Below are 12217 nucleotides of genomic sequence, written 5' to 3'. Positions count from 1 at the left end.
AAATAGGCTGCTGTTGCCGGTTTCGTCTGCGGGTTAACTGCGGATAAACTGTGACTTTTTAATCCAGTGGCTGCCGCGATATTTGTGGGTGGGGGCCTGGCTGCGCTTGGCCCAGAAGAAATGCCGGTTGAATTGAAACTCCACATTGTAGCCCTCCGCCAGCGCAGCGAGCGGCATGGCCTGCCAGCTGCTCTGGCGTCGCTTGCTGGTGGCCTCGAGCAGATACTCCTGGTTATCCACAATGGCGACCACCCAGGCGTGTCCCTGGCCCTTGTGGGTACCCAGTGCCACCCGTGCATCCACTCCCAATTCAATCAACCAGTCGGCCAGAAGAATGGCGTGGTCCTCACAATCTCCCCGTTTTTGGTAATAGGCCTGACGGGAAGTCTGCCAAACATCGGACAGGCCTGCATATTGTAGATGGTCGTACTGGTACTCTTTGTTCATTGCCAGAGTATAGAGCGGCACCCACAGCTGTCTGGTTTTGAATGGCTTGAAACCCACCAAATAACTGCTGGCAAAGTGATGCAGCTGATCCAGCCCGCGCGCAGAGGCAGTTGCCGCTTCGACGCCCTGCCAGTTCCATACGGAGACATGGGCGCTTTCTTCCAGGGTGCGCTTGGCCACCACGCGCTGAATGGCCTCCTCGGAAAGGGACTGGCTACTTCCCGCCACACGTACCACGCCGTGCTGGCGGTCCTGTTTCAGAGATCTAGTACCGGTATTTGCATTTGCAATCCGGATTTTTGCATCCAGTGACGCCTCCTGCGCAAATTGGGCTCTAGCACCATACAAAGTGTTGCGCAGTATTTCGGGTGCCATCAGTGCCAAAGACAGCACGATCAGTGGCAATGTCCATTTGCGCACTGTGCTAGCCTTTCAGTCCAAAAGAAATAATGATGGCAACAAAAATCAATATTGTGGAGGCAAAAATAGAGACCGCAATATTGCCGTTTTTTAACTCACCCTCAATATCCACGGTACGCAGCAGCTTTTTATCAATAGTCACTAATGCGACGATACCAATAAACAGCGCGATCAGGGTATAGAGCAGGTTGATACCAAAGTTGAAAAAGGTTGCGGTTATAAATTCCAGTTGCATAGTGTCACTAGGGTGTAATTAGGTAAATAGTCCCAAATTTATGATTCAGTCGAAATCCGGTCCGGGCGGATATTACGCACAAAGAATACCATATTGAATAGGATTTTATTAACTTGTTATGCTGTGTAAAACAAACTCACTTTTTTGATTCGGGAATCGGGGAATAATGCGTTTAATTTTTGTACTGGGGCTGTTGATACCACTGTTGTTTACCTCTGCCTGTGCGGAACGGGTAGAAGTGCCGCCGGCACATGTCGGTAAGGTGCTCACCAAGAACGGCTACAAACCCGAAGTTGTACTGCCTTCCAAATTCCGCCTGGATATGTGCCTTTTTTATTGTGATAAACTGGTTACGCTGACCATTGCAGACTTTGGCCACCTGGAAAAGTTCAAGGTCTTTATGCCCAAAGATCAGCTCAATATGAGCTTTGATGTGCGTATGACAGGCGCTATCAGTGACGGGGTCATTGATCATGTGTTCGACCGAATTCCTCCTGTGAATGACAATATCTCTGTAAAGCATGTCTACAATACCTATGCGCAACCGGTGATCAGGGATGTTGTGCGCAGGGTTGTGGCCAAGTATTCCATTAATGAGATCGCCTCCAGCCGGGAGTCACTCAGTCAGGAGCTGTTTCAAGAAGTTTCCTCTGCGCTAAAGGGAACGCCTATTGAAATCAAGCGCCTGGGCCTTGCTGATATCCAGTTCCCCAAGGTCATAACCCAGGCCAAAGAACGGGCGGCAGAACGCCGTGAGCTGATTGAGCAGGAAAAAGCCCAGTTTGAGATTCAAAAGATACAAATGGAACGGGATCTGGAGCGGGAGAAGATGAATCGCGCAATTGCCCGTGAGAAGGCGATTGGGCAAAAAGAAGTCAATGATCTCCTGGCCAAATCGGTTACCGACAAATACCTTGCCTACCGTACTCTGGAGGTTCTGGATAAAATGGCAACCTCCAATAACAAGGTATTTTTGCCCGTGGAGGCGCTGGGGACTATGGGTTTACAACATGCCGTTTTCAGTGAACAGGTAAAACAGGTGGCAGGGAAAAAGCAATAAACCTGTTTGAACAGAGCAAAGGGTGATTGGTCTTACTCTAAAACCCTATAAGGACACGCGAGCCAGATTGCGCTGACTGGGGTTATGTTTCTGAATGATCTCAGGTAATAATTCCCTGTGCGTATATCTGCTCAATCTCACCGGAACTGAAACCCAGTGATCGAAGCACACTGCGACTGTGTTCACCGAGCGTGGCGCCGGCCTTGTGCTGCCGGCTTTTGACGCCATCAAAGCGGAAAGGCGTATTCACCTGACGCAGCCTGTCGCCTTGGGACGTTGTGGCAGTACAGAGCATCTGTCGATCCTGCATCAGCTGGCTTTCTGCCGCCTCATTGAAACTCAGCACCGGTTCGACGCAGGCATCGCAGTCTGCGAAGGCTTCAAGCCAGGCTTCCAGGGTGCGCTTGCGTATAACAGCGGCAATATCTCCCTTGAGCGGTTCCTGTTGATCGTCTTCCAGAACCCGGCCTGTCCACTGGGGGTGACCAATACGCCGGAAGAATGTCTCGGCGAATTGGGGTTCCAGGCTGCCCACGGCCAGGTAGCGATCATCGGCTGTGCGGTAGTAATCGTAATAGCTGCCGCCATTTAACAATTCCAACTCCATTTGCGGGTCCCGGCCCACAGCCAGGGCACTTGCACCGCAGACAGCATTCAGGGAAAAAGCGCAATCGGTCATGCTGATGTCTATTTCACAGCCGTTGCCGGTCTGTAATCGCTGATAGACAGCGGCGAGTATCGCCATAACCGCATGGTGTGAGCCCCCGGCGAGGTCGGCAATCTGGGTCCCACTGAGGCCCGGGCCGCTGCGGCGGCGGCCGGAATAGCTGGCCAGACCGGATAGTGCCAGGTAGTTGATATCGTGCCCGGCGCGCTGCTTGAGCGGACCACTCTGGCCGTAGCCGGTAATGGAACAGTAAATAATGTCCGGGCGTATTTGGCGAAGCGACTTGTAACCGAACCCGAGCCTGTGCATCACCCCCGGCCTGAATTGTTCTATTACAATGTCGTAATCTTTCAGAAGCCGCCGGACAATCTCCTTCGCGCCGGGATTTTTCAGGTCCAGAGCCAGGGAGCGTTTATTGCGGTTTATGCTGGCATGGGCAGCCGAGACTGCTTTCCCGCCGCCTACCATAGGGGGCAGGCCGCGCAGCATGTCCGGGCGTGTCGGGGATTCGATACGCAGGACCTCCGCGCCCATATCCGCCAGCAGCATGGTGGCGTAGGGGCCGGGAAGCAGGGTCGAGAAGTCGAGGACCCTTAATCCCTCGAGCGGGCCTTTATCATGGTTCATACTGTCCACGGCCTATATGTCTTGCGACGCCAAAGGCGGAATCCGGTGTGGTGTATCCGGGTCTGTAAGGATCAGGTGTCCTTGAGGAGTTCGCGTGAAATAATCAACTTCATGATTTCATTAGTGCCGGCGTAGATGCGCTGAACACGGGCGTCTGCCCAGGCGCGGGCGATCGGGTACTCCCACATATAGCCGAAGCCGCCATGGAGTTGGACGCATTCGTCAAGGAGCCTGCACTGGAAATCGGTGCTGAGCAATTTGGCCTTGGCCGCAGTGGCGACATCGAGTTTCTCTTCGTAGTGCAGTTCCAGGCAGCGGTCAACAAATACCCGCAGCGCGGTCAGCTCACTGTCCAGCTCGGCCAGCTTGAATTGGGTGTTCTGGAAGGCGGAAATCGGTTTGCCGAAGGCTTTGCGCTCGCGTACATAGTCCAGGGTCCACTGAAGGGCGGCCTCGGCGTTGGCCAGTGCAAAGATGGCGACACTGAGGCGCTCCTGGGGCAATTCCTGCATCAGGTAGGTAAAACCCTGCCCCTCTACTCCGAGCAGGTTTTCCTCCGGTACCTTGACATTGTCAAAGAAAAGCTCCGAGGTATCCTGGGCTTTCATGCCGATTTTCTCGAGGTTGGTGCCTTTTTTGAAACCGGGGGAACGGGCATCGACAAGCAGTAGACTCACTCCGGAGGCCCCTTCACTGGGATTGGTTTTCGCCACCACAATCACCAGATCGGCATGCTGTCCATTGGTGATAAAAGTTTTGGAACCGTTGAGCGTGTAGTGGCTGTTGTGCTTGATGGCTGTGGTTCTGACACTTTGCAGATCGGAGCCGGTGCCGGGCTCGGTCATGGCGATTGCGGTGACAATATCACCACTGATGCATTTCGGCAGGTAGGTCCTTTTTTGCGCTTCGGAGCCGTATCGGACGATATAGGGCACAGCGATATTGGAGTGCAGGCCCCAGCCGATGCCTGAAAGGCCCGCGCGGGCAATTTCCTCGTCGATAATGGAATTATAGCCATAATCCAGTGCCAGGCCGCCATAGGCTTCGGGTACCTGGGGGCATAAAAAGCCCATCTCACCGGCCTTGTTCCACAGGTCGCGGTCTACCTGGCCGTCTTTTTCCCACTGGTTATGGAAGGGTTCGGCTTCATTCTCGAGGAATTTGCGTACGGTATTGCGAAACTGCTCGTGATCTTCATTGAAAACTGTTCTGGGTATCATCGTTAACACCACCATGCCTTGTTATTATCTGAAACTGTGCATTTATGGGTTCACACCGGAAATGCCTGAGTGTGAATTGCCTGTGAAACCATCGCTATCCATGCCTGAGAAAGGTTTGCGATAACTATTTATCGGTCAGAATTTGCTGTGACTCTCCCAACTGTATCAACAAAGCCGGCGGGGAAAACCTGTCGCCATAGGCCCTGGCCAGCTGTTGGGCGCGCTGGATAAATGCAGTAATCCCGTATTGATTGATATATTGCAGGGCGCCGCCGGTCCAGGGTGGGAAGCCAATACCAAAGATTGAGCCGATGTTGGCATCCCGCACACTGCGCAGTATATTTTCCTCATAGCAACGCAGTGTTTCTATGGCCATGATAAACAGCAGGCGCTCTTTCACATCCGCCATTGGCAGCTGTCTGGCCGGGGAAAATGCCTTTTGCAGACCGGGCCATAGATGCTTTCCGCCATTTTCTGGATAGCTATAAAAGCCGCCGCCCGCGGCCCTGCCGGGACGCCCCAGCGCCAGCATTTCATCTATTGCGCCATCGGCCGGGTGCGTGGGTATTGTTTTGCCTTCGCGCAGCAAATCGCTGGTGGTCTGCTGGCGAATCTTCTCCATCAGGGTCAGGGAAACTTCATCACTCACTGCCAGCGGCCCCACCGGAAAGCCCGCCAGGGCCGCGGCATTTTCGATACTGGCGGGATTGACGCCTTCGCTGAGCATCCCAATGCCCTCGTTGGTGAAGCAGCCGAACACTCTGGAAGTGAAAAAACCGCGACTGTCGTTGACAACGATGGGTGTCTTACCGATTTGCAGCACAAAGGCGAAGGCCTGGGCCAGGGTCCATGCACTGGTTTCCCCACCGCAAATAATTTCCACCAGGGGCATTTTGTCAGCGGGAGAAAAGAAGTGCATGCCGATAAAGTTGTCGGGGCGCGCACTTGCTTTGGCCAGGCCGGTGATCGGCAGGGTGGAGGTATTGGAGGCAAAAACGACCCTGTCACCCAGTTGGGCTTCGGCCTCAGCAGTGACCTTGCCCTTGAGTGCCCGGTCTTCGAAAACTGCCTCAATCACCAGTTCACAACCGCCCAAGTCAGCAGCACTGTCGGTGGCCTGGATACGGGATAATACCGACTGCATACGGGCCTCGTCAGTTTTACCGCGCTGCAGGCGTTTTTGCAGGGATTTTTCTGCATACGCTTTGCCTTTCAGTGCCGCCTCCATGGAGATATCCTTGAGCACCACCTCAACCCCTTTATTGGCACAGATGTAGGCGATTGCAGAGCCCATCATGCCCGCGCCGAGAATACCGATTTTGCGGATTGGGGTTGTCTCCACTTGGCGGGCTTCCTGGGGCAGGGAGGCACCGGCTTTTAATTCGTTGAGGGCAAACCAAAAGGTGCCGATCATGTTTTTTGCCACCTGCCCACAGGCCAGTTTGACAAAATAGCGGGATTCGATACGGGTGGCGGTCTCGAAATCCACCTGGGCCCCCTCCACCACAGTGGCCAGGATTGCCTCGGGGGCAGGCAGGCACCCTTTGGTTTTTTTCTCCAGCATGGCGGGTGCTATCACAAGCAATTGCGCATTTTCGGGGTCACTGGCATCCCCGCCAGGCATGCGAAAATCGGGCTGGTCCCAGGGTTGTAAAACCCGGTGGTGACCATTGGCCAGGATAAATGCCCGTGCCAAGGTCAATAGCTCCTCTGTATCGCTGGCGATTTGTTGGATAAGACCGGATTTCAGAGCCTGCTCGACGCGTACCTGCCTGCCTTCAAGTAAAAAGGGCAGGGCGCTTTGAATACCGAGCAGGCGCGGCATACGTACGCAGCCGCCACCGCCGGGCAGCAGGCCCAGGGTCACTTCCGGCAACCCGATTTTTACCGAAGGTGCGTTCAGGGCGATGCGCTGGTGGCAGCTGAGCGCGATCTCCCAGCCACCACCGAGGGCAGCGCCGTTAATTGCCGCGACCACGGGTTTTCCCTGGGTTTCCAGCCAGCGCAAATTGGCCTTGAGGGATTCGCAGGAGGCAAAGAAGGCTTCGGCTTCATTTTCCTGCGCGGCATAGATGGATTTGAGATCGCCGCCGGCAAAAAACGTCTTTTTGGCCGAACGCAGGATAATTCCCGCATAGTCTTCCCGTTTCAGTTGCTCAACTGTATCCTGCAGGGCGTTGGTAAAATCCCGGTCCATCACATTTGCCGAGGCGTTTGGATTGTCCATAATCAGATGGACAATATTGTCTCCGTCTTTTTCCAAGCGAATGGATTTCATGATTTTTCCCCTACACCCGTTCAATAATGGTTGCTACGCCCATACCGCCACCGACACATAGCGTCACCAGGCCGTAACGCAATTTCCGCAGCTCCAGTTCATCCAAGACTGTGCCTATCAGCATGGCGCCGGTTGCGCCGAGGGGGTGGCCCATGGCGATGGCGCCACCATTCACATTCAGCTTTTGCGGATCAATATCCAGTTCGCATTGGAAGCGCAGGACTACCGCTGCGAAGGCTTCATTAACCTCGTACAGATCAATATCCTGAACGGTCAATCCGGCGAATTTCAGGGCTTTGCGTGCAGCTGGTGCAGGTCCGGTTAACATGATGGTGGGCTCGGTGCCGACGACTGCGGCGGAGACGATGCGCGCTCGCGGTACCAGTCCCTGATCGCGCCCGGCCTGCTCACTGCCTATCAAAACGGCTGCGGCACCATCGACGATACCTGAGGAGTTGCCAGCGGTGTGGACATGGTGGATGTTTTCCAACTGGGGATAGCGGGAGATGGCAACACTGTCGAAACACAGGTCTCCCGTACCGGCGAAAGCGGGCTTCAGGTCTGCCAGCGCTTCCATGGAGGTATCCGGGCGCACCAGTTGGTCGCGGTTGAGGATCGGCAGGCCATTCTGGTCCCGCACGGGCACGATCGATTTGGCAAAGGCGCCACGATCCCAGGCGGCCGTTGCCTTTTGCTGGGATGTCAGTGCAAAGCGATCCACATCCTCCCGTGAGAAATCGCCGAGGGTGGCGATCAGGTCGGCGCCGATTCCCTGGGGGACAAAGCCGGTATCAATGGCCGTGCGCGGGTCCATGGCCCAGGCGCCGCCATCGGAACCCATGGGTACCCGCGACATGGATTCCACCCCGCCGGCCACGATCAGGTGCTCCCAGCCGGAGCGCACCTTGGCAGCGGCCAGGTTGACAGATTCGGCGCCTGAGGCACAGAAGCGGTTTAGGGTGACCCCACCGATATCCCAGTCCCAGCCCGCGGCCAGTGTTGCAATTTTGGCGATATCCGCGCCCTGCCCGCCAATGGGTGTCACACACCCCATAACCACGTCATCGATGCTGGCGGTATCCAGGGAATTGCGGTCTTGTAATCTGCACAATAAATCGGAGAGCAGGGTGATGGGTTTGACTTCATACAGGGCGCCACTGGGTTTCCCCTTTCCCCGGGGGGTGCGAATGGCATCGTAGATATACGCTTCTGTGGGCACGGTTTGGGCCTCTCTATTGCGGATTGCGGATATAACCTTAATCGTGTATGTGGCCGGTGCAATGATAAAAGGCGCCAGCGGTGGTGACGCCGGTATTGGCTGAGATAGTTTATCGGGTGAAGGCGGATTGGGGCAGTTATTTTAATTCAACCTCACCGGGCGGCCGGGCTGACGTACATTCCCAAAAGAGCCTTGTTATTTTTGCTGCCGGACCGATATTTTTGGCGGCTAAATTTGTAATGCCGGTCACAGGTTCCCCCCAAGTGTATAAGCTGGCTTTTAAAATACACGATAAATATTCAATCTGCGCATACCTTCCCATCCGGGAGGAATAAAGCAATACCGTCTTCTGGATGTGGGATAAGCAGGCAAGCAGGGAGGTTTGATTATGGTGGAAAATCTACTGGATCTGGCGGCGGGCAAAATGGGTGCTGCAGGTATTGACTCTCTGGCCCAGGCATTGGGCATTCCGATTGAAAAAAGTCAGGCTGCCCTGGATACCGGCCTCGCAACGGTTCTGGCTGGAATGCTGAACAGAGCCAGTAGTAAAACTGGAATGGGCTACCTGTTCAATATGATCAGTGACGCCGGTGAACTGGACTTGTCCTCTCTATCAGAGAGTTTTACAGAGCCGGAGAAATTCGAGGCCATTCAACAAAATGGCGCAGAAATGCTCAAGAAAGTGTTTGGCACCCGAACCGAAGCAGCGGCGGAACTGACCGCTACTACGTTGGATGGCGGGAGCGGCAATAAACTGCTCAATGCGACAGTGGTACTGGCAACTTCGCTGTTGGGTGAGCAGGTGAGACTCCACAAAATGGATCTATCTGACCTGGCCTCACTTCTTATCGGCCAGCGGGAATTCATCCGGGATAAAATACCCAAAGGCCTTTTAAACGTCTTCGATGTGCCGGATTTTGACAAACTGGGTGCATCGTTGGTGACACACGGCCATGCCAAGCCCCAGGAGCCGCGGCCCGAGGCATTGCGCCACTCTGGAAAAAAGCGCAAGCCTGTGAGTTTCAGCAGCTGGTTTTTTCCTCTACTGGTGATACTGGTGGTGCTGTATGCGTTGAACATGTGCATGAAGAAAGGAAAAGATGAAATGGCGGAGCAGGAGCCTTCAATGACACCGGAGGAATCTGCCTTTATGGAGTCCCCCTCGGAGCCGGTGGGCGACTCCCCCCTGGCCAATGGTGACGCTCAGGCGGACTCGGGATCTGATGATTTTGCCGGCAAACTGCGCGAGTATCTGAAAAATAGTGCTCGGGAGCCAAACCGACAATTTCCCATGCAGGTGAATTTTCAGGCGCGCACGGCCAGGATTGTCAATTCCTCGGCACCGGATATCGACGCCCTAGCAAAGATTCTGCAGGAGAACCCCAAGATTACAATTGCCATAGAGGGTCACGTGAAAGGCCAGGGAGATGAGATTGCGGAGCAGGAAACCTCGCAGGAGCGTGCGGATGTGGTACGTGGAATGCTGTTGCAAAAAGGCATCGCCGCCGACCGCATCACGGCCATCGGTATGGGTTCTGCCAGGTCGGAGGGAGAAGATATGGCCGGTGGAGTGGAAAACCCGTCCTTAAAGAACCCGCAGATCAGCGTAAGGGTGGTGACTTTTCAGTAATGCTGGATTGGTCGACCAAGAGGGGGTTTTTATAAGATACTTCGACTTAATTTAAGCGGTCTCAGTACCATTATTCAGTTGGCACTTAGTTGTGGACTGGATAAAACAGCGTGGCTACGAAATAGGGTATTTAATCCTTTATTGAGTATTTTTTTGTACGAACTCTAAAAATTCCTGGTGTGTTTTTCCATTGGTCCCATGGCCGATGTCCTGAAAATGTGCAATTACACCGTTGCGCCGGTATACCCCGAACAAAACCAACAGAGAGTTACGGGGTATGGTTTTTTATAGGATTAATAGTTGCGGAATTTCTCCCGGTAGGCACCGGGAGCGAGCCCTGTCCATTTTTTAAAGGCGCGATTAAAAGCGCTGGGTTCGGAAAAACCGAGTCGCTCGGCGATTTCTGCAACAGCAGTCTCCTGTTGTTTTAACTGGTAAACCGCCATATCGCGGCGTACGGAATCCTTGATGTCCTGCCAGCTGTTGCCTTCCTCCTTGAGACGTCTGCGCAGCGTTTGCGGGGAGGTATAGAGGCGCGCTGCAACATCATCCAGGGAAAGATTTTCAATACTGTTTTGCTGTTGCAGCATACGGCGTATACGGCCGGTAAAGCTGCGGTCAGACTTATATTGGGTCAGCAGGCATTCCGGTGCGCGGGACAAAAACTCCGCCAGCTGTTGCGCATCGCGTACCAGAGGCAGCTGCAGGTAGCGGGTGCTGAAAACCAGGCAGGTCTCTGACTGGTTGAAATAGTGTCTGCAGGGGAACATATCACTGTAGTCTTCATTGTAGTCCGGTGGTGGGAATGCCAACAACACACGCTCCAGCAGAATGGTGCGGTCGATCAGCCAACTGAAAAAGCGCAGCCAGATAACCGCGATGGACTCCACAAAAATCTGGTTGGGCAGCTTCTTTTCGTTGCCGTGGTGAAAGATCAGGTGGGCCTCCTCGCCGTCCTCCACCAGCCTGATCTGTAGATCGTCGCTGACCATGTGGATAAAGCGCGCGGAACGCAACAAGGCCCGGTGCAGGTTGGGGCAGCTGATACAGGCGTGGCCCATCATGGCGAAGGTGCCTGGTAGCCAGGGGCGTAATAGGAAGCCACCGGACTCGTCGTTCAACAGATCCCACTTCAGGCGCAGGAGGCTGGCCACTTCTTCCCGGCCGATGCGGCCCTCCGGGTTATCGAGCCGGGCGGGATCAATGCCACTGTCACGCAACAGCTGCTGGCAGTCCAGTCCTGCTGCTTGAGCGCCGGCCAGCAGGGCGCGCACTGCAGCGGCGAGGATCCCTGGGCCCGTTTCACGGAGGTTGGGTGTCACGCTTTCCACTCTCTCAACCCTCAATAATATGGTGTATGGCGCATGTGTTTTATCAGATGCAAGCGGGATTATGCGTAAAGCGCGTGAGAAAGTCAGGTTTATTGCCGCCGAGTGTCAGAAAGGGACAAGTCCGCTGGGCAGTACGGATAAGCTGGAATTTGTCTGGTGCTGTTGTGGTTGTTGTGTAAAAGTCTGTGGCCTGGGGCCCGCTGTTCGTTTATTGCTTAGACCTGCAAGTCATATGGGTTGGCCATTCAAGTAACCTGGTTCTGAAGGAGTAGTTGCATGCCGTCAGCACACATTGAAGCGCAGTTGAACCCGACGATCTGTCGGCGTATGTTGATTGCGTATTTAATCGAACAGATTCCCCGCCCAAACAACCCTGCACTGGAGGCGGCTACCGGCTGGCCGCGGCGTACTATACAAGACATCATCGCCAAGGGGCTGCCTGGTCATGGCACCAGGGTAACGTTTATCCAGGAAGGCGTACGCCACAATGATGGCTACTATCGGCTGTGCGACTGGGGCTCTTTTGACAGAGATTGGGTGAAACGCAATTTGCCGGCTATTTGCCGGTTACTGGAGGTTACGCTGGATTAAAACGGCACACCCGGTGACTGTGGCGTGCCGCTGGGATTGGCTATTGCGGTTGTGATTGGGGCTGTTGCAGGAGTTTGTTGACCTTTTCCAGTAAAGCCGGATTGGATTTGATGCTGTTGGCGATTTCCTGGTATTTGCTTTTCGACAGTCCTGTTTTTTCAATCGCCGCGACCATTTTGCCCTGGGCCTCCTTGTTGAGGGCCTCTGCTTCGCGAATATCGCTGGCAGCCTTGAGTTTGGGCGCGTACTCGCGGCTCAACACCACAATTGCACGATAGGCTTCCGCAAACTGTTTGAGTTGAGGTTCACTGAAAGAGACTTTCGATACCTCTGTCTGTGGCGCTGCAGGTTGCGCCAGGGAAACCGGCACGGTGAGCAGCAGGGCAGATAGCGCGAGGAAGGTTGAAAAAAACTTCATTGGGCTCTCCAGAAGGTCGGTGGACGCTTTTGCTTGTCTGGGGGAGCGCCCAGCGTCACGTAAGGGCTACCGGC

The 12217-nt window shown here is 54.5% G+C and carries 11 protein-coding genes; 3 read left to right on the top strand and 8 right to left on the bottom strand.

Going from position 1 to position 12217, the window contains the following annotated elements:
- Nucleotides 1-33: 33 nt before the first annotated feature.
- Nucleotides 34-867: a transglutaminase domain-containing protein gene (locus M8T91_RS17040; RefSeq protein ID WP_301415422.1), complete on the bottom strand. Its 834-nt coding sequence runs from the start codon at nt 865-867 to the stop codon at nt 34-36.
- Nucleotides 868-871: 4 nt separating this feature from the next.
- Entirely contained in the window at nt 872-1102 is a 231-nt protein-coding gene (locus tag M8T91_RS17035) for a DUF350 domain-containing protein (RefSeq protein WP_301415421.1), read from the bottom strand.
- Between the two features lie 166 nt (nt 1103-1268).
- Here M8T91_RS17035 and M8T91_RS17030 point away from each other — a divergent pair, with 166 nt between their 5' ends.
- The gene (locus M8T91_RS17030; RefSeq protein ID WP_301415420.1) at nt 1269-2162 is read left to right on the top strand and encodes an SPFH domain-containing protein; all 894 of its coding nucleotides are present in this window, start codon (nt 1269-1271) and stop codon (nt 2160-2162) included.
- 100 nt (nt 2163-2262) lie between these two features.
- Here M8T91_RS17030 and M8T91_RS17025 read toward each other — a convergent pair whose 3' ends face one another.
- The 4 genes from M8T91_RS17025 to M8T91_RS17010 all read right to left on the bottom strand — a co-directional run bounded on the left by M8T91_RS17025 (nt 2263) and on the right by M8T91_RS17010 (nt 8173).
- On the bottom strand, nt 2263-3456 hold the full coding sequence (locus M8T91_RS17025) for a CaiB/BaiF CoA transferase family protein (protein WP_301415419.1): 1194 nt from the start codon (nt 3454-3456) through the stop codon (nt 2263-2265).
- Nucleotides 3457-3527: 71 nt separating this feature from the next.
- Nucleotides 3528-4676 carry an acyl-CoA dehydrogenase family protein gene (locus tag M8T91_RS17020; protein ID WP_301415418.1) on the bottom strand — a complete coding sequence of 383 codons (1149 nt, stop codon included), beginning with the start codon at nt 4674-4676 and terminating at the stop codon, nt 3528-3530.
- A gap of 124 nt (nt 4677-4800) precedes the next feature.
- Nucleotides 4801-6954 carry a 3-hydroxyacyl-CoA dehydrogenase NAD-binding domain-containing protein gene (locus M8T91_RS17015; protein WP_301415417.1) on the bottom strand — a complete coding sequence of 718 codons (2154 nt, stop codon included), beginning with the start codon at nt 6952-6954 and terminating at the stop codon, nt 4801-4803.
- A 10-nt stretch (nt 6955-6964) separates the two neighbouring features.
- Nucleotides 6965-8173 carry an acetyl-CoA C-acetyltransferase gene (locus tag M8T91_RS17010; RefSeq protein WP_301415416.1) on the bottom strand — a complete coding sequence of 403 codons (1209 nt, stop codon included), beginning with the start codon at nt 8171-8173 and terminating at the stop codon, nt 6965-6967.
- 388 nt (nt 8174-8561) lie between these two features.
- On the opposite strand from M8T91_RS17010, the gene M8T91_RS17005 reads away from it, so the two are divergent.
- Nucleotides 8562-9803: an OmpA family protein gene (locus M8T91_RS17005; RefSeq protein ID WP_301415415.1), complete on the top strand. Its 1242-nt coding sequence runs from the start codon at nt 8562-8564 to the stop codon at nt 9801-9803.
- A 293-nt stretch (nt 9804-10096) separates the two neighbouring features.
- On the opposite strand, the gene M8T91_RS17000 is transcribed toward M8T91_RS17005, so the two are convergent.
- A complete protein-coding gene (locus M8T91_RS17000; protein WP_301415414.1) occupies nt 10097-11125 on the bottom strand; it encodes an AraC family transcriptional regulator in 1029 nt (342 codons plus the stop codon).
- A gap of 285 nt (nt 11126-11410) precedes the next feature.
- Between M8T91_RS17000 and M8T91_RS16995 the strand changes: the two genes are divergently transcribed.
- Nucleotides 11411-11725, top strand: a complete 315-nt coding sequence (locus M8T91_RS16995; RefSeq protein ID WP_301415413.1) for a helix-turn-helix domain-containing protein — start codon at nt 11411-11413, stop codon at nt 11723-11725.
- A 40-nt stretch (nt 11726-11765) separates the two neighbouring features.
- On the opposite strand, the gene M8T91_RS16990 is transcribed toward M8T91_RS16995, so the two are convergent.
- On the bottom strand, nt 11766-12143 hold the full coding sequence (locus M8T91_RS16990) for a DUF4168 domain-containing protein (RefSeq protein ID WP_301415412.1): 378 nt from the start codon (nt 12141-12143) through the stop codon (nt 11766-11768).
- Nucleotides 12144-12217: the final 74 nt, after the last annotated feature.

It is taken from the genome of Microbulbifer sp. MI-G, assembly GCF_030440425.1.
Classification (GTDB): Bacteria; Pseudomonadota; Gammaproteobacteria; order Pseudomonadales; family Cellvibrionaceae; genus Microbulbifer; species Microbulbifer spongiae.
Note: the sequence above shows the minus strand (reverse complement) of the source record. Positions and strands in the feature narration are given on the sequence as shown.